Source organism: Siphonobacter sp. BAB-5385 (genome assembly GCF_002261125.1).
Classification (GTDB): Bacteria; Bacteroidota; Bacteroidia; order Cytophagales; family Spirosomataceae; genus Siphonobacter.
This window is the reverse complement of record NZ_NMPS01000200.1, coordinates 18,376-40,882: the sequence shown is the minus strand read 5'-3', so window position 1 is coordinate 40,882 and position 22,507 is coordinate 18,376. Positions and strand designations below refer to the sequence as shown.

General features: G+C 50.6%; 19 protein-coding genes. 16 read left to right on the top strand and 3 right to left on the bottom strand.

Translation table 11 applies throughout. The features are described from left to right. Positions 1 to 107 precede the first annotated feature (107 nt). Complete coding sequence (locus BWI93_RS19700) at positions 108 to 572, bottom strand: MarR family winged helix-turn-helix transcriptional regulator (RefSeq protein WP_094814455.1); 465 nt, start codon at positions 570 to 572, stop codon at positions 108 to 110. A gap of 475 nt (positions 573 to 1,047) precedes the next feature. On the opposite strand from BWI93_RS19700, the gene BWI93_RS19695 reads away from it, so the two are divergent. From BWI93_RS19695 to BWI93_RS19640, 12 genes are all read left to right on the top strand, one after another. Next, positions 1,048 to 2,010 carry a TIGR03885 family FMN-dependent LLM class oxidoreductase gene (locus tag BWI93_RS19695; protein ID WP_094814453.1) on the top strand — a complete coding sequence of 321 codons (963 nt, stop codon included), beginning with the start codon at positions 1,048 to 1,050 and terminating at the stop codon, positions 2,008 to 2,010. 586 nt (positions 2,011 to 2,596) lie between these two features. Further along, on the top strand, positions 2,597 to 3,715 hold the full coding sequence (locus BWI93_RS19690; RefSeq protein WP_094814451.1) for an NAD(P)/FAD-dependent oxidoreductase: 1,119 nt from the start codon (positions 2,597 to 2,599) through the stop codon (positions 3,713 to 3,715). Then, entirely contained in the window at positions 3,696 to 4,409 is a 714-nt protein-coding gene (locus tag BWI93_RS19685) for a methyltransferase domain-containing protein (protein WP_094814449.1), read from the top strand. Before BWI93_RS19690 ends, BWI93_RS19685 begins: the two co-directional genes overlap by 20 nt. Continuing rightward, complete coding sequence (locus tag BWI93_RS19680) at positions 4,406 to 5,458, top strand: type III polyketide synthase (RefSeq protein ID WP_094814447.1); 1,053 nt, start codon at positions 4,406 to 4,408, stop codon at positions 5,456 to 5,458. Before BWI93_RS19685 ends, BWI93_RS19680 begins: the two co-directional genes overlap by 4 nt. A gap of 31 nt (positions 5,459 to 5,489) precedes the next feature. Next, on the top strand, positions 5,490 to 5,927 hold the full coding sequence (locus tag BWI93_RS19675; protein WP_094814445.1) for a 3-hydroxyacyl-ACP dehydratase FabZ family protein: 438 nt from the start codon (positions 5,490 to 5,492) through the stop codon (positions 5,925 to 5,927). Continuing rightward, positions 5,920 to 7,155 (top strand): beta-ketoacyl synthase, encoded by a 1,236-nt coding sequence (locus tag BWI93_RS19670; RefSeq protein WP_255157961.1) that lies wholly within the window; start codon positions 5,920 to 5,922, stop codon positions 7,153 to 7,155. The genes BWI93_RS19675 and BWI93_RS19670 overlap by 8 nt, the downstream gene beginning before the upstream one ends. 28 nt (positions 7,156 to 7,183) lie before the next feature. Continuing rightward, entirely contained in the window at positions 7,184 to 7,435 is a 252-nt protein-coding gene (locus BWI93_RS19665; RefSeq protein WP_094814443.1) for an acyl carrier protein, read from the top strand. Beyond that, entirely contained in the window at positions 7,428 to 7,988 is a 561-nt protein-coding gene (locus BWI93_RS19660; protein ID WP_094814441.1) for a 4'-phosphopantetheinyl transferase superfamily protein, read from the top strand. The genes BWI93_RS19665 and BWI93_RS19660 overlap by 8 nt, the downstream gene beginning before the upstream one ends. 79 nt (positions 7,989 to 8,067) lie before the next feature. Further along, complete coding sequence (locus tag BWI93_RS19655) at positions 8,068 to 8,526, top strand: (2Fe-2S)-binding protein (RefSeq protein ID WP_094814439.1); 459 nt, start codon at positions 8,068 to 8,070, stop codon at positions 8,524 to 8,526. Between the two features lie 4 nt (positions 8,527 to 8,530). Continuing rightward, on the top strand, positions 8,531 to 8,749 hold the full coding sequence (locus BWI93_RS19650) for a hypothetical protein (RefSeq protein WP_094814437.1): 219 nt from the start codon (positions 8,531 to 8,533) through the stop codon (positions 8,747 to 8,749). Then, positions 8,707 to 10,680, top strand: a complete 1,974-nt coding sequence (locus BWI93_RS19645; RefSeq protein WP_094814435.1) for a molybdopterin cofactor-binding domain-containing protein — start codon at positions 8,707 to 8,709, stop codon at positions 10,678 to 10,680. The genes BWI93_RS19650 and BWI93_RS19645 overlap by 43 nt, the downstream gene beginning before the upstream one ends. 75 nt (positions 10,681 to 10,755) lie before the next feature. Then, positions 10,756 to 11,787 (top strand): YhcG family protein, encoded by a 1,032-nt coding sequence (locus BWI93_RS19640; RefSeq protein WP_094814433.1) that lies wholly within the window; start codon positions 10,756 to 10,758, stop codon positions 11,785 to 11,787. Between the two features lie 18 nt (positions 11,788 to 11,805). On the opposite strand, the gene BWI93_RS19635 is transcribed toward BWI93_RS19640, so the two are convergent. Then, positions 11,806 to 12,567 (bottom strand): ThuA domain-containing protein, encoded by a 762-nt coding sequence (locus BWI93_RS19635; RefSeq protein ID WP_094814431.1) that lies wholly within the window; start codon positions 12,565 to 12,567, stop codon positions 11,806 to 11,808. A 190-nt stretch (positions 12,568 to 12,757) separates the two neighbouring features. Then, a complete protein-coding gene (locus BWI93_RS19630) occupies positions 12,758 to 13,249 on the bottom strand; it encodes a hypothetical protein (protein WP_141217538.1) in 492 nt (163 codons plus the stop codon). Positions 13,250 to 13,645: 396 nt separating this feature from the next. Between BWI93_RS19630 and BWI93_RS19620 the strand changes: the two genes are divergently transcribed. From BWI93_RS19620 to BWI93_RS19605, 4 genes are all read left to right on the top strand, one after another. Beyond that, positions 13,646 to 16,537, top strand: a complete 2,892-nt coding sequence (locus BWI93_RS19620) for a triple tyrosine motif-containing protein (protein ID WP_094814424.1) — start codon at positions 13,646 to 13,648, stop codon at positions 16,535 to 16,537. Positions 16,538 to 16,953: 416 nt separating this feature from the next. Then, complete coding sequence (locus BWI93_RS19615) at positions 16,954 to 19,989, top strand: TonB-dependent receptor (RefSeq protein ID WP_255157960.1); 3,036 nt, start codon at positions 16,954 to 16,956, stop codon at positions 19,987 to 19,989. A 74-nt stretch (positions 19,990 to 20,063) separates the two neighbouring features. After that, positions 20,064 to 21,599 carry a RagB/SusD family nutrient uptake outer membrane protein gene (locus tag BWI93_RS19610; protein WP_094814420.1) on the top strand — a complete coding sequence of 512 codons (1,536 nt, stop codon included), beginning with the start codon at positions 20,064 to 20,066 and terminating at the stop codon, positions 21,597 to 21,599. A 47-nt stretch (positions 21,600 to 21,646) separates the two neighbouring features. After that, positions 21,647 to 22,507, top strand: a complete 861-nt coding sequence (locus tag BWI93_RS19605) for a family 16 glycosylhydrolase (protein ID WP_199182058.1) — start codon at positions 21,647 to 21,649, stop codon at positions 22,505 to 22,507.

Genomic DNA, 22,507 nt, shown 5'->3' with positions numbered 1-22,507 from the left:
TCAAGGTTGAAAGAAAGGGCTGGTAAAGCTGAGAAAATTATCGTACAATGGAATTGCTAGAGACTTTCAAAGCAGATTTTACTAACAAAAGTCACGGTATACGTTACTCAACGGGAGTAGTTGAGTAATAGCTGCAACGTTTGCCGGAGGTCTTCGTTTTTATCCTTGAATAGATTAAAAAACTGTTCTTCAAAGGCCTCTACGCTCTGAATCGCCTTTTCCAGGGTATCTATTCCTTGGGGTGTTAGCCCCAGGGCTTTGGCCCGCGTATCCGTCGTATGCTCGGTACGGGATATGAGTCCCTTTTTTTCTAACGTTCGAACCACCGTTGAGGTAGTCATCGGATCGATTCGGGTGTGTTCCGAGAGATCAACCTGCGTAACCTGCTCTTTAAACTGATTATTCCAATAGACGCTGGCCAATAAAGAAAACTGGCAATGGGTAAGTCCGAAAGGATCCAGGTGGTTTTTCAACTCCCGCTGCCAAAGATTACTGACTTTCCAGAGTAAAAAGCCATTGCTATCTTCAGACATACTGAAGGTATTGATACTCACATGGGTTTCATTTTCCATACGAAGAAAGAATACTAACTGTATACAAATTTGAGATACGTTTACGAGTCTTTTAGACTAAGCCGTAAACGCTGCAAAAGAAAGAGTACGGGGACGTTCAGAATCGTCGTTACACTACCAGATTAGGGATCTAATGACTGCCTGTTCAGAAACAGACTCGTTACGGAACATTCGCCCAACGGCACGGAGGGAATGACTCCAGGTTAGGTAGTTATAAAGTGTTTTCATACGAATAGATAAAGAGGTCATTTTAAGACCCGGTTTCTGGCAGCGAACCCTTAGTTGCTACGGAGAGGTCTTAACGGACAAATATCCTGAATGTTAATGGAATAAAGGAGATGGGGAAGAATGGGAATAATCGTTTTTTAATCCCGTTTTTAGATTTCAATCCTTTAGTCTTTGTCTGGGTGGCATAAAACTTTCAGAAAAAGGATGCTTTAGATGCGTTGTATCACCCACTAATCTGTTTGTATCCATGCTCAAACTAGGCTACCACTGCTCTCACGAACAATTTAAACCCAGTGAACTATTAACGTTTGCTCAACGGGCCGAACAGGCTGGCTTCACCGCCGCTCTGTCCTCCGATCACTTTCATCCCTGGACAACCCGTCAGGGCGAAAGCGGTTTTGCCTGGTCCTGGCTCGGAGCCGCCATGCAGGCTACTTCGCTTAGCTACGGCATTGTGAATGCTCCCGGTCAGCGGTACCACCCGGCCATCATTGCTCAGGCGGCGGCTACGTTGGCGGAGATGTTTCCCGAACGATTCTGGATTTCGGTAGGCTCCGGTCAGGCTCTGAATGAACTTATTACCGGTGACGGCTGGCCTATGAAAGCCGAACGAAATGCCCGCCTGAAAGAATGCGTTGATATTATGCGGGCTTTATGGGCGGGCGAAACCGTAACGCACAAAGGCTTGGTGACGGTGGAAGAGGCGAAGCTATACAGTCGACCGGAAATAAATCCGCTCATCTTCGGAGCGGCGATTACGCCGCAAACGGCCCAGTGGATCGGCGGCTGGGCCGATGGATTAATTACGGTTTCTCAGCCGAAAGCCCAGCTTCAGAAAGTGGTTGACGCGTTCCGGCGGGGTGGGGGCGAAGGGAAGCCCATGCATTTGAAAATCCAGATTTCTTATGCTCGTACGCAACAGGAAGCCAAACAATTGGCCTACGAACAATGGCGAAGTAACGTATTACCCAATACGGTACTTACCGAAATCCGGAATCCCGAACAGTTCGATGCCTTAGGCGATCAGGTGAACCCGGCGGTAGTGGAAGAAATGATCAATATTTCGGCAGATGTTCAGCAACATATTGCCTGGCTGGAAGAGTACCGGTCGCTGGGATTTGAACAACTACTCATTCATAATGTCAACCGCGAACAGGAACTTTTCATTGATACGTTCGGGGAAAAGGTAATCCCGCAGATTCAGGGGTAGTAGGATAAACCTGGCATAGCCTATCGGGCTGGCCGAGTCCCCGCATTGCATACGGGGCTATTTACATTGAACCCCTCCGGGGTTGGGGAGGCGGCATGCAAGTCTGGATGAAATAAGAAGATATGTCCTTTTAACCCCAGGGGGGCATCTAAATAGCCATGCGTGCAACCCATAGTTAGCTTCGTATTGGATTCCCCCGCATTGCATACGGGGCTATTGATGTTGAACCCCTTCGGGGTTGGCGAGGCGGAATAGGGGAAATTGGATCGTTTAACCCCGAAGGGGTTTCATTAGATTAGACATGGGTGTAACCCATGGTCAGTTTATCATAGCAACCCATTGAAAATAAGTGGTATGCTTGGTGCCGTAAAGAATTTCCTTGATATAAGAAAAATGTATCACCTGTGAAGTCCACCTACTAGCTTACTGCGTATGGAAGTAGCAGCGAAAGCCAGAGTCTGAGTAGTGTTCCGCCCGAAGAAGACAAACAGAAGTGTCTTTTTTAATTTAGAGATAGTGAAAACAATTTTTCCAAAAAGCTCTTTATCGGTATACAACAAGCTCCTAACTCCTCGAAACCCGTACGATGCCCACACAAACGGATATACTCATTGCTGGCGGGGGCCTGGCCGGACTCACGGCGGGGTTGCATCTCGCTCGGCAGGGGTTTGCGGTGGTCGTGCTTGAAAAGCAGCAGTACCCGCAACATAAGGTGTGCGGTGAATACATTTCCAACGAGGTGCGTCCGTATCTGGCTTCGCTGGGAATTGAGGTGGATACGTTGAATCCGGCCCGAATTTCGAAGTTTTTACTGACTACGCTGAAGGGAAAGACCTTACGCAGTGCTCTGCCGTTGGGTGGTTTCGGCGTTAGTCGGTATCGGCTGGACGCCTATCTGTATCAGCAGGCTCGTAAGGCGGGGGTACAAATCGAACAGGCTCACGTACAGCGGATTGACTTTGACGGAAATCGCTTTACCGTCACTACTTCAGAAGACTATCTGTACGAAGCTCCGGTCGTTATTGCGGCGTACGGAAAACGCTCCCGGCTGGATTCGCAAACACCCCTTTCGCCCTGGATGGCCGTGAAAGCTCATTACCGGGTTCCCTTTCCGGATGATCTGGTATCCCTGCATACCTTCCGGGGCGGTTATTGCGGTATATCGCAGGTGGAAGACGAAGTAGTGAACGCTTGCTATCTGGTACAGGCGGAAGTATTCAAGCCTTATAAAAATCCGGAAACGTTTCAGCAACAGGTGCTTTCGCAAAACCCCTTTCTTCGGGATTTCTTTGAACGAGCCGAGCCGCTTTTTGATAAACCATTAGCCATCAGCCAAATATCATTTGCGTCTAAACCAGCCGTCGAGAATCACGTCTTACGCTGCGGTGATACGGCTGGTCTCATTCATCCCTTGTGTGGAAATGGAATGGCCATGGCGATCCACAGTGCTAAACTGGCGGCGGAAGCCATTACGGCCTTTTTCCGTCACGCCGACCGATCGAAGCTCGAAGCGGAGTATACCCGTCAATGGAACCAGAATTTTAGAAACCGACTCACGGCCGGACGTCTCGTACAGTCCCTGTTACAACGACCCGTACTGACTTCGCTGGTGATGAAATCCGCTCCGCTTTTCGCTGGACTGCTTCCTGCTATCGTCCGGCAAACGCACGGCAAACCCTTTTCGTATGCCTCTGAATACTCGTAACCGCAGTCGTGAACCCGAAGTGATGGATGATTTTTCGCTGGAAGGTGAGGAATTGCGGGATACCCTGGACGAAATCGCTGCCATCAATCGCTGGCTGGGTGGCAACGCGGTTACGCTGAACGGTGTGAAACAGCTACTTCGGGAGGTAGATCGTCAGCAAACAGTGACCATCCTGGATATAGGTTGTGGCAATGGCGATATGTGCCGGGCCGTAGCCGACTGGGGCCGAAAAACGGGCCAGTCTTTGCAAATCATCGGGGTGGATGCCAATGCTTTTACCATCGATCACGCTCAGCAATGTTCCTTAGAATATCCCGAAATTTCCTATGAAGTGCTGGATGTGTTCAGCTCTGATTTTCAAGCCCTGAATTATGATGTGGTGTTAGCCACGCTGACCCTCCATCATTTCAGTGACACTGAAATTCGGTATCTGCTGAACCTGTTCAACGCTCAGGCCCGAATCGGTGTAGTAGTCAATGACCTGCATCGCAGTACCTGGGCCTACCGCCTGTTTGAACTCGTCTGCTGGGCGTTCCGACTGCATCCCATGACCCGACAGGACGGACTTATTTCCATCCTGCGGGGCTTCAAAAAATCAGAACTCGAAGCCTTTGCCAAACAGGTTTCCTTTGCTTCGGTTCGTATCACCTGGAAGTGGGCATTCCGCTACCAATGGATTTTGAAAAACGTATGAGTGTAACCATTACCACGGTAGCCAAAGCCTCCCCGCCGCATTCCAGGGCTACCAAAGAGATTATGCCTTTTCTGGAAACCTGGCTGGCTGGTCAGGAACCTCGTTTTCAGCGAAAAGTCGTAAAAATCTTCGAAAATGCGGCGGTCGATCAGCGATACTCCATCATGGACCCGGAAGAGGTATTTACCCGTACGTCTTTTGAAGAAAAAAACCTGATTTATCGGCGGGAAGTCGTCAAGCTGGGAGAAACCGTTGTAAGTCAGGCACTGGCTCAGGCGGGCTGGCAGGCAACCGATCTGGACTTTCTCATTACGGTGAGCTGTACGGGTATGATGATCCCGTCGGTCGATGCCTTTCTAATCAATAGTCTTCAGATGCGGCAGGATATTGTACGCCTGCCCGTCACCGAAATGGGTTGCGTGGCGGGGGTATCCGGACTGATTTACGCAAAGAATTTTCTGAAAGCCAATCCCGGCAAACGGGCGGCAGTACTAGCCATCGAAGCTCCCACGGCAACTTTCCAGCTCGATGATTTTTCGATGGCAAACATCGTCAGTGCGGCTATTTTTGGCGACGGTGCGGCCTGTGTACTGGTGTCTTCGCATCCCGACGACACAGGCCCCGAAATCATCGATGAAGAGATGTATCACTTCTACGATGCCATCGACATCATGGGCTTTGACCTGACTAACTCCGGCCTGCAAATGGTACTTGATAAAGCCGTACCGGAAACCATTGCTGCTCATTTTTCGGCCATTGTCGAGCCTTTTCTGGCTAAAAACGGACTGACGCTTGGCGACGTTTCGCACCTGATTTTTCACCCCGGCGGCAAGAAAATCGTGGAGACGGTAGAAGAGCTATTCAGTGCCTGGAATAAAAACCTGGATGATACCAAAGAAGTACTGCGGCAATTCGGCAATATGTCGAGTGCCACGGTTCTTTACGTACTCGAACGGTTCCTGCAAAAACAGCCCGAAAAAGGATCCATTGGGCTGATGCTAAGTTTTGGTCCCGGTTTCACGGCCCAGCGGGTCCTGCTTCGCTGGTAAATTCTGTATCCTTATTTGAATTAATTGATTCATGAAATCCGAGGAAATTCTGGCCCTGCTGCCGTACCAGACGCCCTTTTTATTCGTAGATGCCTTGCAGCACGTGGACGAAAACGGCGTGCAAGGGACCTATACGTTCCCGGCTGACTCGTATTTTTATCAGGGTCACTTCAAGGATTTACCCGTGACGCCCGGCGTCATTCTGACCGAAGTCATGGCTCAGATCGGGGTGGTATGCCTGGGTATTTTTCTGGTAGCCTCGGTACAGGGCATTCAAATGGCTCTGTCGTCCGTTCAGGTTGACTTTTTCATACCCGTTTATCCCGGAGAAACCGTAACCGTTCGTTCAAAAAAAGACTATTTCCGTTTTCATAAATTAAAGTGTCAGGTACAACTGTTCAACAGTCGGGGCGAGTTAGTAGCCCGGGGCAGCATTGCGGGCATGATTAAACCAGAGGCTTATGCGTAAACGCGTCGTTATTACGGGTTTGGGGGTCGCTGCTCCCAATGGCGTAGGGATCCCGGCTTTTACGCAGGCCTTGCAGGCAGGGGAGAGTGGCGTCCGTTTTCAACCCCAATTAGCCGAATTAAAATTCTCCTGTCAGATCGGCGGTATACCGCCCGTCACCGAGGAGCAGAAACAACAGTACTTCAGCGAATTGCAGTTAAAACAGCTCAATAGCAGCGGCATTCTCTACGGTGTCATGGCCGGGGTTGAAGCCTGGCGAAAGGCGGGTCTGCCCGAACAACCGACCGAACCAGACTGGGACAGCGGCATTGTCTTTGGTACGGGGATGCTGGGCGTGGACAAATTTCGGGAAGCCATTTATAAAGTAGACGAAGGGCAGGTACGGCGACTGGGCAGTACGGTCGTGACGCAAACCATGGCCAGCGGTATCAGTGCCTACTTAGGCGGAATGCTGGGCTGTGGGAACCAGACGACGACCAATTCTTCCGCCTGTGCCACGGGCACGGAAGCCATTTTGTGGGCCTACGACCGCATTGCCAGCGGTCAGGCCCAGCGGATGTTAGCGGGCAGTTGCAACGATCATGGTCCCTACATCTGGGGCGGGTTTGACGCCATGCGGGTGATGACTTACCAGCACAACGATTCGCCCGAACGCGGCTCCCGACCCCTGAGTGCTACGGCCAGCGGTTTTGTACCTGGTAGTGGAGCGGGTGCTTTGGTTCTTGAGTCGCTCGAAAGTGCCTTGGCTCGGAACGCCGTTATTTACGGTGAAGTACTCGGTGGCCACGTCAATGCCGGTGGCCAGCGGGGTGGTGGCTCCATGACGGCTCCGAATCCATCGGCCGTACGCCGTTGCATTGAACAGGCACTGGCTCACGCAGGAGTAGCCCCGGAAGCCGTGGATCTAATCGATGGCCATTTGACGGCGACCACCAAAGATTCCGCCGAAATTCTGGCCTGGACGCAGGCCCTGGGCCGAAGTGGTGCGGATTTTCCGTATATCAATTCATTGAAAGGCATGATCGGCCATTGCCTGAGTGCCGCCGGAGCCATTGAAAGCGTGGCAGCTATACTCGAACTGAGCGAAGGATTTATCTATCCCTCCCGAAACAGCGAAGACTTACATCCCGACATTACCGCCTTGATTGATCCCAAAAAATTCCTCAGCAATCTATTTCAAAAGCTATTCAGGTCATTGCTAAAGCTAACTTTGGCTTTGGTGATGTAAACGCCTGTGTCCTATTCAAAAAATACGTATGAACGAAGCCCAATTGATCGAAAGTCTGAAAGAGATTATTAAACCTTACGTACAGGACGAAGAAGCCTTTGCTCAGCTTTCACCGGAGTCAAATTTTATTAAAGACCTGAAAATCAATTCGGCCAATCTGGTGGATATTGTGCTGGACGTGGAAGAAGTCTACCAAATTGAAATCGACAACGAATCCATGGAACGCATGCAAACCGTCGGAGCAGCTATGGATATTATCCGGGAAAAAGTCAGTGATTGATCTGGTCGATCTGGCTCAGGCCCGGCGGGACAGTAACTGGCAACGTCGGGGCTTTCTTGACAAGGTTTTTCTACCGGATGAGCAGCAACGCATTCGTACGGCCTCCGATCCCGACCGCATGGTCTGGACGCTCTGGAGTATGAAAGAAAGCGTGTACAAGCAGCATCCCGCCGCTGGACGGGCCTTCGTGCCTTTGCAGATTCACTGTTTTGAACTGGATAGGGATAGCGGACTGGGACGGGTGAGCTACCAGCAGAGCTGCCTGTACACCCAAACCCAACATACTCATCCGTATATCCTGACTCTGGCTAGTACGGTTCCGGTATTCGACCGGGCCCGGGTGCTTGGCTTGTCCGAATCCTCGTACGCATCTCAGCACGCGGCTCTGCGGCAGGCCATTCGATCGGAAGCGGCCCTGCGTTACGGTGACGGTGCATTCGTCAAGGATACCGATGGGGCACCCTACTGGCAACAGACCACAACGGGACTAAACATTCCCCTTGGTATATCTCACCACGGCCATTACGGGGCGTTTGTACTGCCCACTGTCTAACCTTTCATCCCAAAGCGTTCTTCCCCCAAAACAATCCCCTGGTACCAGCGTTAGAGCAAGCATACCAGTTTGCGAAACGATGGAAGCTACCCTACACTTACGCGTCAACGGGCAGTCGCACCGCCTCACCGTTGATCCGGCTACTCCTTTATTGTACGTCTTACGCAATCAGTTGCAGCTCAACGGTCCCAAGTACGGTTGCGGGCTTCAGCAATGCGGAGCCTGTATGGTGCTGCTGGATGGGAAAGCTCAGCCCAGCTGCCTGATTGCCGTCGAAACCGTACAGAAACAGGAAATCACGACCCTGGAAGGCATCGCTCAGGGCACGCAACTCCATCCGGTGCAGCAGGCTTTCATTGACGAACAGGCCGCCCAGTGCGGGTACTGCCTCAACGGCATGATCCTGTCGGCGGTATCCCTGCTCAAAGAAAATCCCAAACCCGACGAAGCCGCGATTCGGGAAGGACTCGAACGTGTACTCTGCCGTTGTGGTACGCAAAGTCGTATCCTGCGGGCCGTTAAACGAGCCAGTCACTAAGCCTATGCAGACGTCACGAAGAGATTTCCTGAAAACGATGGGTACGCTGACGATTGGGTTCACGCTACCGTCCTGGGTACCCGAAGCGGATGAACTGCCGGGCAGCCTGCAACGAGATCCCCGCATTCGGGCCTGGCTGGAAATACTGGAAAACGGTCAGATTCGCGTTTTACCGGGAAAATGGAACTCGGACAGGGGATTCGCACCGCCGTGGCTCAGGTAGCTGCCGAAGAGCTGAATTTGCCGCTGAGTCAGGTAGAAGTAGTAATGGCCGACACCGAACGTACGCCCGATGAAAGTTATACGGCTGGCAGTGCATCCATCGAAAACAGTGCCATGGCCGTTCGGTACGCAGCAGCGGCAGCCCGGCAAAAACTGCTTGAACTGGCGGCGAAGCAATGGCGGAAGCCGGTAGAGGAACTTCACTTTGCCGCGGGTACCATTCGATGGAAAAATAAGCAGATTAGCTGGAAGGAACTCCTCAACGGAAAGCAATTACAGGATGAGGTACGAGGGAATGTAGCCCTTAAACCCAAGGGACAGTATCAACTGGTGGGTAAACCCATGCCGCGTCCCGAAATCAACCGGATGGTACGGGCAGAAACCTGGTTCATTCAGGATTTGCGATTGCCCGGCATGGTACACGCCCGCATGGTGCGACCGCCTTCGTATGGAGCCCGCCTCGAAAAACTCGATGAGTCAGACGTACGAAAACAGATTCCGGGGATTCAGAAAGTAGTCGTACAGGGAAGTTTGGTCGGCGTGATCGCTACCGAAGAGTTTCAGGCCATGCAGGCCCAATGGACCTTGCAGGAAAGTGTTCGCTGGACAGACGTACAACCCTTACCGACGGGTACGGCACTCGTTTCTTACCTGAAGTCCCTGCCCGCCCGCATTGAACGCGTGCACGAAAAAGGGCAACCGACCGGATCTACGACGATCAAGGCTCAGTACTACAAGCCCTATCTGATGCACGGCTCCATTGGCCCTTCGTGTGCCCTAGCCTGGTATCAGCAGGGGACGCTGCGGGTATGGTCGCACAGTCAGGGTGTATTTCCGCTGCGTGAAACGCTACATCGGTTGCTGAAGCTGCCCCTGGATCGGATTCATGTTATCGGTATGGCGGGTTCGGGTTGTTACGGGCACAACGGAGCCGACGATGTAGCCGCCGAAGCCGCCTGGCTGGCGATGGCGTATCCGGAACATCCGATTCGTCTGCAATGGTCCCGCGATGAAGAACACGCTTGGGAACCTTACGGTAGTGCCATGATTCTGGAAGCCGAAGCTCGCCTGAGTACTACGGGTCGGATTGAGCAGTGGAACTATACCCTCTGGTCGGATACGTATACGGCCCGGCCCGGTGGTGATCCGGCCAGTCTGCTCCTGGCTCGTTACCTCGACCCGCCGATCCCTAAAAAACCGGCATCCAGTATCAATGGCGGTACTATCCGTAATTCCGAACCCTATTACAACATTCCTGACATAGCCGTGGACGCTCATCAGTTCGAAGGACCTTTGCGGGTTTCTTCCCTGCGGGCTCTGGGAGCATTCGGGAATGTTTTTGCGATTGAATCGTTCATGGATGAACTGGCCGAAAAAGCCAAGAAAGACCCCTTTGAATTTCGGATCATGCACCTGGAAGACGAGCGGGCCATTGCTGTACTGCGTCGTTTGCAAGAATTGATTCAAAACGAACGGATAAAGCCGAAAGAGGGGGTAGGAATCGCGTTTGCCCGCTATAAAAACACGGCGGCGTACTGTGCCGTGGCGGCCCGCGTACGCGTCATCGGCGATCAGATTCAGGTCATGAATTTGTGGAGCGTGATTGACGCCGGTGAAGTCATCAACCCGGACGGGCTTAAAAATCAGACGGAAGGTGGACTGATTCAGGCCGCGAGCTGGACGCTGAAAGAACAGGTACAGTTCGATGCCCAGCAGATTACGAGTCGGGATTGGGTTTCGTATCCGATTTTCCGCATGAGTGAAATACCGGAAGTGGAGGTAGTCGTGATCGATCGCCCCCAGGAACCAGTGCTGGGAGCCGGTGAAGCGGTACAGGGACCCACGGCGGCAGCTCTGGCCAATGCTCTGTACCGGGCTAGTGGCAAACGCGTGCGGGACTTGCCTTTAATACCCGCAAAACTCAAAAGCTGAAAATAGGACCGTACCCTAATTTCTTGATGAAATTTTAGGGATAAAGTACTAATTTCGGTCGTTAATTTTGAACGCATGTCGACACTCCCCAGCAACTACGGTTCTTTACTGGCCGAACTTCGCAATGAAATCAGCAAATCCCGCTTGCGGGCGGTACTAGCTGCCAATGCCGAATTATTGTACCTGTATTGGCGAATTGGTCATACCATTCTTTCTCAGCAGGAAGCAAAAGGTTGGGGTTCGAAAGTAGTCGATCAACTGGCGGAAGATTTGCGGAGTGAATTTCCGGATATGCAGGGCCTTTCCAAGCGGAATCTATTGTATATGCGAAAATTTGCCGATCTGTATCCCGATTTTCTAATTGTGCAACCGTCCGTTGCACAATTACCCTGGAGTCATTACGTCATCTTAATGGATAAAGTAAAATCTCGGGAAGAACGGGAATTTTACACGCAGAAAGATCTGGAAAACGGTTGGTCACGCGATGTATTGAGCTTGCAGATTAAATCCAATCTGTATGAGCGGCAGGGTAAGGCCATCAGTAATTTCGAAGCCCGCTTACCAGCTATTCAGTCGGACTTGGCTCAACAGCTAACCAAAGATCCGTACATCTTCGACTTTCTTACCCTGCGGGAAGATTATCAGGAAAAAGACCTCGAAAACGCCCTGACCGAGCACATTACGAAGTTTTTACTGGAATTGGGAGCTGGTTTTGCCTTTCTGGGGAAACAGTATCACCTGGAAGTGGACGGGCAGGATTTCTATATCGACTTGCTGTTTTACCACGTCAAACTTCGTTGCTATGTTGTCGTCGAACTGAAGACGGGAAAGTTTGTCCCGGAGTTTGCCGGGAAACTGAATTTCTACCTTTCTGTTGTAGACGATCAGCTAAAAAACGAATTCGATCAGCCCAGCATCGGTCTGCTGATTTGCCAGGAGAAGAATAAAGTGGTGGCAGAATACTCGTTGAAAGACATCAATAAACCCATTGGCATCTCAGCGTACGAACTTACCGAGTCCATTCCCAGCGATCTCAAAGGAACCTTACCCAGTATTGAAGACATCGAGCAGGAATTGTTGAAAAGCCGTGCGTCAAACGAGGAATAGGGCAGGAAGAGAAACAAATTAACGGGTTTGCGACGCCCACAAGACGGCATTTCGGAAAATCGTAGTGAAAGCCTGATTGTGAAATAAGTCCGGGTGATGGCCCATGAAAATATACACGTTGCGGGCTTTCATTTTTTCGTTTGACCAGATTACGGGATGATCACCCATTTTAATCTTCGAGTCAGGTTTATAACTTGATTCATCCACCGCTGCCAGCACCTTCACGCGGGGACGCGGACTTTGATTGTACGTATACCATTCTTCACGGGCTACCTCAAAGCTCGCCGGTACGCCTTTCATAACTGGATGATTACCCGCTTCTACTCGAACGGTAGCCGTAGCAAAATCAGGAATGTAATTCTTGTACACAATCCCGCCCATAAACTCCGAAAACCAGGGCCACATCGGGTACCCGTCAAACTCGCCGAGTAACGTTGCGTGATGAAAGCCAATCCAGCCACCTTTGCCCTGCTCGATGTAGGTGGTGAAAGCCTTTTTTGCATGCTCCGTCCAGCGATAGGGCGGATAGTTGAGTTGAATGACCAAGACGTGTTGGGCTAGAAAAGCATCCGTAATTGGCTGGGTATCCTCCAGATAATCAATCGTGAAGACCTGCTGGGTGGCCAATTGAGCTAACCAGATTTTTGCCGCAGCTACGAAAGGAGCATGTACGCCGCCATCTTTTTCGGCGAGTACTGCTACTCGAAAAAGTTTGGATTGGGCTTGTATGCGACTACCGGAGACAGCAATAAAGCAGCAAAGCAAAATCAGTTTTTTCATACCGGAGTAGCGGAAGGCTTATGCAACAGGCAAACGTAGTCAAATCACGAACGGAAAGACATACGTGAACGACCAAATCTTTTCCGGATCAAGAATAACTCAACTTACAGTACTTCATCCAGAACTTACTGAAAATAAAAAAGGGTACCACTCGTGAGCGGTACCCATAGGTATGCAAGGGGGGAGTTAGTTATTCTTGAAGCATTGCTTTAGAGCAGGAAGGGCGAGCCGTTTGAGCGTAAACCGTTTCCAATGAATGATCTAATAAAACCAGGGAAACAAATCCATTTTTAGAATTCCACTGACACGTGGCTGCCTGAAGATCGGCGTTGTAAGAACTTTCTTTCGAGCAGGCACCCTGCTGTTTGATTAATTGCTCCTTCAACGCATCAAATTCACTTTTTTGCTGAATTTTATATTCAATAGAAATCAAGTAAAGCTCGTTATTTTTAAAATAGCCTTTCACTACCGCATCATGGTCCTGTAGACGAAGCTGGTACGTAATGCAATCTTCAGAAACGCTTTTTTGCAGGGATTGACCCGGTTGAATCAAGGTCGTTTCCATGGTTTGCTGATTCATGCCGAAGCTAAGCCCTAAGGGTAAAACAGATTTTACCGGAGTGGTTGCCCAGCTTAGCATTGGGAAAGACAGCAATGCGAAAAGGAGTAAAAAACGTTTCATACAAAGTTCAAGTTAAGGCGGTGTTCAGATGGGGGATGACGGGTACTTCAAAAGCTGAAGTGTTGTCCTTTCATGTTTCAAATGTAGCCTGTGAAGAAGTCAAAAGGGCGTTTCTTTCGATGATTGGGGCTTTTTGGCCGATGAAGTGAACAATAACAGGAGCATTAACTCTGCATGAGTCAAAAACAATAAGCAAACACAAGGGCGATTGCTTCGCCGCCCATACAAAACCTACCAGTATCCGTAGCATTCCAACGGGTATTTTTATTAATTTTGGAAGTTTAAAGGATGATTTTTCATCACTTTTTTGACTGGATAGCGAAAACGCTGGAACGCGGATGGGGAATCAACAGGGTCCATTTTGCGTCGAAAAACTCCGCCCACTTCCCTACACATATGAATCGATTCTTGTGCCTACTGCTGAGCATAGCCTTCTTTGGTCAGAGCCATGCCCAGCACCAACTAGCCTCGCCTCAAATTATCCATTACAGTACGACCGAATACAAAGCCGGCATGCAGAACTGGGACGTGGCTCAGGATCACCAGGGGATCATGTACTTTGGTAACAATGAAGGCTTACTTACCTTCAACGGGCGTTTCTGGAGTACCTATCCACTAGCGAATCATACGGCAGTCCGGGCTTTGGAAATCGACGCTCAGAACCGAATTTACGTAGGGGGTCTGGGAGAAATCGGCTACTTTTTCCCGAATGCCAACGGCGTCCTGACTTATCATTCGCTGATGCCATTGCTGAATTCAAAAGATCGTAATTTCAGCGATGTCTGGCACATTTGCATTCGGGGCGAGGAAGTGTTTTTTCAGTCGCTCCGGCAGATTATGCGTTTGTATCAGGGAAAACTGACGGTATATAAACCTACGCATAGCTGGTCGTTTTTGGGAATGGCCAATCAACAGTTATACGCTCAGGACCGGGAAAAAGGGCTGTTTCGTTACGAACGCGGAACTTGGGTACTACAATCATCCGAAGAACCGCTGCAAACGTTTGGTATCACTTCGCTGCGAGCTTACGGGCAGGACACCCTGTTACTAACAACGCTGGAACGAGGCCTTTTTATTTTACATGGCCAGAAAATGGAACGGAAGGCCACAGCCCTGGATGCCATATTCCATTCGGACCGCATCTACTGTTCCGCTCAGGTAGGCGAGGAGACGTTCGCCTTTGGCACAACCTCCGCGGGAGTGTATCTGATGAATCGGGCCGGAAAAGCTCTCCAAAAGTACACGAGTGCGGAAGGGTTACAGAACTCCAATGTCCGGGCGATCTGGCTGGATCGTAATCAGAACTTGTGGCTGGCTCTCGACGATGGCATTGATTTTATTGCCATCAACAGCCCCATTCAATACCTGTACCCCAGTGGCAATAAACATACGACGGGTTATGCTTTGTACAAACAGGGCCGGACGCTGTACGCGGGTACATCAAATGGATTATTTCGGGCCACGCTCGAAGGTTCTACGCAGGATTTAAGCCGGGCTCAGGGGGCCTTTACAGAAATTCCAGCCGCTAAAGGGCAGGTCTGGCGATTAGGCGAACTGCGGGGGAAACTATACATGGGGCACGAAAATGGACTTTTTCAAATTGAACAGGACCAGGTAAAACCCGTCTATCACTTTCCGGGAACCTGGTTGTGGATACCCTTTTCAGGTACGGATTATCTGGTGGGCACGTACGATGGTTTACGGCATCTACGCTATGAAAATGGCTCACTGAATGGAATTCAGGATTTGAAAGGGTTGAAAGAATCCCTCCGCTTTGTCTACGCCGATAGCGTCCGGCGTACCATCTGGGCTTCCCATCCCAGTCGGGGCGTATTTAGGATGCAGTGGTCGCCGGGAGATACGGAATTGCAGAAAATTCGCCTCTATACCCAGCAGGATGGACTTCCGTCGAGTCTATATAATTATGTGTACTCGGTCAAAAGTCGGTTGGTTGTCAGTACCGAACGGGGCATTTATGAATTTAATGAGGCTCAAAATCGCTTTGTACCTTCCAGCCTGTTCAAGCCCATTTTGGGAAATCTGGCCGTTCAGTATCTGAAAGAAGATGCCCAGGGGAATATCTGGTTTGTGAGTCATAAGCGGCTCGGCGTTATTGACTTTCAGCCCCGGAATGGACAGAAATTCCGAATCGTATACTTCCCTGAGTTAACGGATAAACTGGTGGGTGGCTTCGAATGCCTGTACCCCGTCGATCCGCAAAACATCTTCGTCGGCAGTCACAAAGGCTTTATTCACATCAATTACGAGCAGTATCGTACGCAGGTCAGTAAACCACTTATTCTGCTCAGTGAAATCAAGGCAAGCGGAGATAGCGTTGTCTTCGGGGGCTATTTTGTACAGCAGGGAAAAGTAAAGGCTACGCAAGATTCCCAGCAACGCCTGCAACTGGCGGCGGGCATGAACTCGCTGCATTTTGCCTATGCCTCACCCCTGGAATATGAGACGAATACTACCGAATATAGTTATCGATTGCGGGGGGAAACCGAGGAATGGTCAGCCTGGAGTACCAAAAGCGAAAAGGATTACACCAACTTGCCCTGGGGGGCGTATACCTTTCAGGTTAAAGCCCGGAACAATCAGGGAAACGAGTCGGCGATACTTTCCTATCAACTGTACATTGAACCCGCCTGGTACGAAAGCTACTGGAGTTATCTGGTATACGCTTTGCTGGCGGCCGGGCTGGTTTATTATCTCTTTCACTGGCAGAAACGCAAGCATCGATTGGAACAAAAGCAGTTAACGTATCTCCATCAATTGGAACTGGACCGGGCAGAGAAAGAGTTGGTACGCCTGCAGAATGAACAGCTGGAAGCGGATGTCGACTTCAAAAACCGCGAGCTGGCGGCGATGACCATGCAACTCGTGCAACGGGGCGAGGTATTGGTTAAAGTAAAAGAAGTAGTATCTACACTGGCGAAAAAACAGGATACGAAAGACAGTGCCGTAAGTTTTCGGCAGGTGTTACGCCTGATTCGGGACGTTGAAAGCAAGGATGCGGACTGGGGACAATTCACCCTTCACTTCAATACCGTTCATGACGATTTCTTCCATTTGTTGAAAGACCGCTACCCGGAACTCACCCCCAATGACCTAAAACTATGTGCGTATCTGAAAATGAATTTGTCTTCCAAAGAGATCGCCCGCTTAATGAACGTAACGGTTAAAGCCATCGAAATTGGCCGTTATCGTCTCCGTAAAAAACTATTGCTGTCTACGGAAGTCAATTTGTATGAATTCTTGGTTGATCTGGCTAAAGAAAGCAAGTGAGAGGTGTAGTACTGATGGCTCATTAAGACACACACGTTATGATTTTCCTGAAATCCAGAGGTTGAAAAGGTTTAAAAACCAGGTCAAGTAGTTCTATAAATTATCAATATAGTTATAAAAAAAATATTCTTTACAACGTATTTATTATCAGTATATTACAAAAAGAGTGTAGTGGTTAAGTAGAGGAAGTAAACGTAAAAAATGCAGTAAAAATCAGAAGTTGTAGAGCTTATGTAGGGGTGGTGAAAAAGCCGAATCCCAGGTACGGTACTCTACTTTTGAGCCTGCTTTGCACAATTACTTTATTAGTTCTACTCAAACCATATTCATCTCAGATGAGGAGAAAATTTACAGGATTAGTCTGGGTTTTATGCCTGCTAACAAGTTCGATAGGAGCGTGGGCTCAAGGGCTCACTGTGACGGGGAAAGTAACCGCCAAGTCTGATGGATCCGCCCTGGTGGGTGTATCCGTGCAGGTGCAGGGTACAACGACAGGTACAACCACAGACGCCGCCGGAAACTTTAAGATTTCCGTGCCAGGCTCTGAATCGGTACTGGTATTTAGCCAGGTGGGCATGTTACGCCAAACGATTACGGTAGGAAATCAAACCCAGTTAGCCGTAACGCTGGAAGAGGAAGCGGGTAATCTCAACGAAGTCGTAGTCGTAGGGTACGGAGCCCAAAAGAAAAGTGTGGTTACGGGGGCCATTTCCAGTGTCAAGTCTTCGGATCTGGCGACGATGCCCATCACGCGTCTGGAAGAAGCGTTACAGGGACGGGCTTCCGGTCTAACCATCGCGTCGAGTTCCGGCCAGCCCGGTTCCGGTTCTTCGGTACGGGTCCGGGGGATTACAACCCTAAACAACAATGATCCTTTGTGGGTCGTGGATGGTGTCGTCATCGACAACGGCGGCATTGGGTATCTGAACCAGTCAGACATTGAATCCATCGAAGTACTGAAAGACGCCGCTTCGCAAGCTATTTACGGAGCACGGGCAGCCGCTGGGGTTATCCTGGTAACCACTAAAAAAGGAAAAGCCGGTAGCATTCAGGTCAATTATAACGGTTTCTACGGCGTATCGTCGCCCGCTAAAAAACTGGATCTGCTCAACGCTACGCAATACGCCACCATCCGGAACGAGGCTTCGGTAAACGCTGGTGGACAGCCCGTATACGCTAATCCGGCAGCTTTGGGAGCGGGTACGGACTGGCAATCCATCATTTTCAACAACAACGCTCGCCGCCAGCAGCACGAACTGAGCCTGAGTGGTGGTAGTGAAAAATCGACGTTCTATCTGTCGTTGGGTTATATTGATCAGGAAGGTATCGTAGCCACGGATATTTCCAAATACAAGCGTCTGAACCTACGTTTAAACTCGACGCACAAGATTGCAAAATGGCTCAACTTCGGACAGAACCTGGGTTACGCCCGGGATAAATCCATCGGTCTGGGCAATACCAACAGTGAATTCGGTGGTCCGCTAAGCTCGGTAATTAACCTTGATCCCCTGACGCCGACGGTCGTAACCGATCCTGCCCTAGCGGGAGCCGCTCCGTATACCAACATTGGCATCCGCCGCGACGCAAATGGTAACCCGTACGGTATTTCACAATCCGTTGCTCAGGAAATTACCAACCCACTCGCGTATATTCAAACCCGTTTGGGTAACAACAGCTGGGCGGATAACTTCGTAGGCAATGCGTACCTGGAGGCTGAACCAATCAAAGGATTGAAAGTACGCTCCACGCTGGGGGCAAAACTTTCCTTCTGGGGCAGTGAAAACTTCTCGCCACTAGCCTGGCTGAACGCTACAACGATTACTTCGCAAACCTCGTTTAACCGATCCAATAACCGTCGGCTGGACTGGAACCTGGAAAACACCCTTTCCTATACCCGCGAAATCGGTGCTCATAACGTCTCTGTACTGTTAGGCCAGGGAGCGTACCAGGATAACAATACGCAGATGACAAGCGTCACCTTCTACAACATCCCAGCCGATCGTTTTGAAGATGCTTCGCTCAACTACAAGCGTCCGACCGACCAGCGGTCATCCGATGGTTCGGAAGGAGCCTTGCACAAAGTGAGTTCGCTTTTTGCCCGGATCAACTATAACTACAACGAAAAATATCTCGTGCAGGGGCTGATTCGTCGCGATGGTTCGTCGCGTTTCGGTGCCAACAATAAATACGGTATTTTTCCTTCATTGTCGTTAGGCTGGGTACTTTCCCGCGAAAACTTCTTCCCCTCCCAAAGTGTAGTGAATTTCTTCAAGCTTCGGGGTGGGTACGGCATTGTGGGTAATGATGCCATCGGTGACTTTGCCTACCTTTCAACAATCGGTAGCGGACGCAATTACACCTTTGGTACTTCGGGTAGCTACATCATCGGCTACAGCCCCAACGCTCCGGCCAACCCGGACCTGAAATGGGAACAAACCAGTCAGACCAACATTGGTTTCGATGCCACGCTGCTCAACAACGTCAGTGTAACGCTGGAATGGTTCAAGAAAGTGACCACGGATGTATTGCAGAATCCCCGGATTCCTCAGTACGTAGGAGCTATTTCGAACCCGGCGGCTAACGTAGCCGATATTTCGAACCAGGGGGTTGAACTGGAATTGGGGTACAACAAGAAGTTCGGTGACTTTAACCTGTCTATGAACGGGAACGTATCCTACATCAAAAACAAAGTGACCAACCTGGGTCGCGGTGTGGAATATCTGTCGGGCGGACAAAGCTTCCAGGCCAGTAGTTATCCCATCACCCGCACGGCGGTAGGTCAGCCGATTAACTCATTCTTCGGCTTCCAGACGATGGGTATTTTCCAGACGATTGAAGACGTAAATAACTACAAGAGTAGTGATGGTACCGTCATTCAGCCGGGTGCCAAACCAGGCGATTTCCGCTGGGCCGATTTGAACGGTGATGGAAAAATCACGGACCTCGACCGTACCTTCCTGGGCAATCCAACGCCAACGATCACGTACGGTTTCACGCTTAATGCCGCCTACAAGGCTTTCGATCTGGTCTTCTTTGGTCAGGGAGCTGCGGGCAACAAAATCTTCCAGGGTTTACGCCGTCTGGATATTCAGAATGCCAACTGGCAAACCAAGGTACTGGATCGCTGGACCGGACCCGGAACGACGAACAGCTATCCCCGGATTGTGAGCGGTGACCCGAACAAAAACTTCCTGAATCCTTCCGATTTCTACCTGGAAGACGGCGGTTACTTCCGGATCAAAACCCTGCAACTGGGGTATTCGCTGCCGAAAGGGGTGATTTCAAAAGTAGGCATGCAACGGGCCCGTATTTACCTGATGAGTCAAAACCTGCTGACCTTCACCAAGTACACCGGCTATGATCCGGAAATTGGTGGGGGGGTACTGAGCATCGACCGTGGGATTTATCCCCAGGCTCGTTCCTTCATGCTGGGCTTAAATGTTGGATTTTAATGACTTCGGAATTGTCGCTGGAAACTTCTCCAGAAAAGAAATCTCCGGCGACATTCCTTTCTTTTTGTAAACACATGAAACGAAATTATAGATCACTGGGCGTACTCCTAACGACGGGATTGCTCTTTTTAAGTTCCTGTTCGGATAGCTTCCTGGAAGTAAAACCTCGCGGTACCGATCTGGAAACCAACTATTACCGGAATCAGCAGGAAGCCTTTAACGGGCTGGTGGCCGTGTATGACGTAGTCGGATGGCAGGGTGGTGGCTATGTCACGAAAGTGGGAGCCGTCAATGCCGCTTCCGATGATCATTACGCGGGCGGCGGTGGTCCGAGCGACGTAACCGATTACCAGGTGTTTTCCAACTACACGCTGACCCCAGCAGTAGGCCCGCAGGGCGAACTCTGGCGGAAAGGATTTTCGGGCGTATTCCGGGCAAACACGCTGCTGCAAAAATTACCCAGTGTTCCCATGGACGAAAACCTGAAAAATCGCTACGCAGCAGAAGCCAAGTTTTTGCGGGCGTATTTCTATTTCGATCTGGTACGGCTCTTCAAGAACGTTCCTTTACTGACGAAGACGGTTTCCACCAGTGAGATGTACGATGTACTACAGGCTCCTCCGGCAGACGTCTACAAGCAAATTGAACAGGATTTAAACGAGGCCATGGCGGTATTACCGGTCACGGTACCCGTAGCTACGGAAGCGGGTCGGGCTACGCAGGGAGCCGCTCATGCACTGCTCGGGAAAGTGTATTTGCAGCAGGAGAAATTTGCCCAGGCGGCTCAGGAACTGGCTTTGGTGAATGGTACGCCCGGCGGTGCGAATACGTATGGATACAAACTGTTAAGCAATTTCGGCGATCTGTTTAAAACCCGGAATAAATTCAACAGCGAGTCCATTTTTGAGATTTCGTTCACCAATACTTCCGCCGGAACCTGGGATTGTATCTCCTGTACGGAAGGAAACGTGCTGAACATCATGATTGGTCCCCGGGGCTACAAGCCCCTGAAAGAAGGTGCTCCGGATTACGTATCGGGTTGGAGCTTCCTGGTGGTGACGCCGGATTTATTCAACGCCATTCATTTTGATCCGCGTAATCAGGCAACGATTGCTAACTTAGACAGTCTGGAGAAAAACGGAATTGCGAGTTACGAAAAAGGGTACATGAACACGGGGTATTTCCTGAACAAACTCGCGGCTCGTCAGGCAGATCGGCCAACGGGAGCGGGTGCACCGGAATTGAACTATCCCCAGAACATCTACGAAATCCGTCTGGCCGATACCTACCTGATGGAAGCCGAAGCACTGGTTCGGGGAGGTGGAGACCAGGTACGGGCGGCAGCTCTGCTGAACGCTGTACGCGACCGGGCCTATCAGGATAACCTGCACCGCGTACCCGCAACGCTTGACAACATCATGCGGGAGCGTCGGGTGGAATTGGCTGGCGAAGGTCATCGCTGGTTTGACCTGGTTCGCTGGGGTACGGCGGCGAAAGTACTGGCCTCCAAAGGCTTTGTAGCGGGCCGAAATGAGGTGTTGCCGATTCCATTATTGGAAATGGAGAACACCAAGATCGAGCAGAATAAAGAGTGGGGCGGAACGAAATAATCGGACAATCGGCGGAGGCATTTTAGCCTCCGCCGATTTATTCAATCATGCGTATGAAATTGCTAACGGTTTCCTGTACCGCCTTACTCGCTCTCAGTATCGGAGCCTGTTCGGGTCAGAAAACGCCGGTCAGTCCGGCTCCACCGGTTACCAGCGGTCCCAAAGACCTGAGCTGGACTTTTGAAAAAACGCCGGTTTGGGCGGATGAATTTGACTACACAGGATTACCCGATGCCAAGAAATGGGGGTACGATCTGGGGGGTAGTGGCTGGGGTAACAACGAGCTACAGTACTACACGGACAGCGAAAACAACGCCCGCGTCGCCAACGGAAAACTGACGATTACAGCCCGCAAGGAAAGTAAGGAAGGGAAAGACTACACCTCGGCTCGACTGGTGAGTAAAGGCAAGGGCGACTTTCTGTACGGACGTTTTGAGATCAACGCCAGGCTTCCGGCGGGGCGAGGTACCTGGCCTGCCATCTGGATGTTGCCCACCGACTGGGCCTACGGCGGCTGGCCGAATTCGGGCGAAATCGACATCATGGAACACGTGGGATACGACCCCAATGTAGTTCACATTACGACGCACACCCTGGCCTACTACTTCAAAATCAATACTCAAAAAACGGCTACCCGTACCATCGACCGGGCTACGGAGGATTTTCACCGATACCGCGTGGACTGGACGCCCTACGCCATCCGCGGGTACATTGACGACGAGTTCATCTTCGAATTTGTCAACGAAGGCAAAGGTTCCGCCGTATGGCCGTTTGACAAGCGTTTTCACCTCCTGCTCAACGTAGCCGTTGGGGGAGACTGGGGCGGGGCCAAGGGCGTTGATCCCACTATTTTTCCGGCGGCGATGGAAGTGGATTACGTCCGCGTCTATAAAATGATCGAAAAGTAA

Coding starts and splice junctions, on each gene's coding strand:
- BWI93_RS19670 (WP_255157961.1), top strand. CDS start 5,920: ATGCGTAAACGCGTCGTTATTACGGGTTTGGGGGTCGCTGCTCCCAAT.
- BWI93_RS19610 (WP_094814420.1), top strand. CDS start 20,064: ATGAAACGAAATTATAGATCACTGGGCGTACTCCTAACGACGGGATTG.
- BWI93_RS19620 (WP_094814424.1), top strand. CDS start 13,646: ATGAATCGATTCTTGTGCCTACTGCTGAGCATAGCCTTCTTTGGTCAG.
- BWI93_RS19675 (WP_094814445.1), top strand. CDS start 5,490: ATGAAATCCGAGGAAATTCTGGCCCTGCTGCCGTACCAGACGCCCTTT.
- BWI93_RS19650 (WP_094814437.1), top strand. CDS start 8,531: ATGCAGACGTCACGAAGAGATTTCCTGAAAACGATGGGTACGCTGACG.
- BWI93_RS19605 (WP_199182058.1), top strand. CDS start 21,647: ATGCGTATGAAATTGCTAACGGTTTCCTGTACCGCCTTACTCGCTCTC.
- BWI93_RS19695 (WP_094814453.1), top strand. CDS start 1,048: ATGCTCAAACTAGGCTACCACTGCTCTCACGAACAATTTAAACCCAGT.
- BWI93_RS19685 (WP_094814449.1), top strand. CDS start 3,696: ATGCCTCTGAATACTCGTAACCGCAGTCGTGAACCCGAAGTGATGGAT.
- BWI93_RS19700 (WP_094814455.1), bottom strand. CDS start 572: ATGGAAAATGAAACCCATGTGAGTATCAATACCTTCAGTATGTCTGAA.
- BWI93_RS19680 (WP_094814447.1), top strand. CDS start 4,406: ATGAGTGTAACCATTACCACGGTAGCCAAAGCCTCCCCGCCGCATTCC.
- BWI93_RS19665 (WP_094814443.1), top strand. CDS start 7,184: ATGAACGAAGCCCAATTGATCGAAAGTCTGAAAGAGATTATTAAACCT.
- BWI93_RS19630 (WP_141217538.1), bottom strand. CDS start 13,249: ATGAAACGTTTTTTACTCCTTTTCGCATTGCTGTCTTTCCCAATGCTA.
- BWI93_RS19645 (WP_094814435.1), top strand. CDS start 8,707: ATGGAACTCGGACAGGGGATTCGCACCGCCGTGGCTCAGGTAGCTGCC.
- BWI93_RS19655 (WP_094814439.1), top strand. CDS start 8,068: ATGGAAGCTACCCTACACTTACGCGTCAACGGGCAGTCGCACCGCCTC.
- BWI93_RS19690 (WP_094814451.1), top strand. CDS start 2,597: ATGCCCACACAAACGGATATACTCATTGCTGGCGGGGGCCTGGCCGGA.
- BWI93_RS19635 (WP_094814431.1), bottom strand. CDS start 12,567: ATGAAAAAACTGATTTTGCTTTGCTGCTTTATTGCTGTCTCCGGTAGT.
- BWI93_RS19640 (WP_094814433.1), top strand. CDS start 10,756: ATGTCGACACTCCCCAGCAACTACGGTTCTTTACTGGCCGAACTTCGC.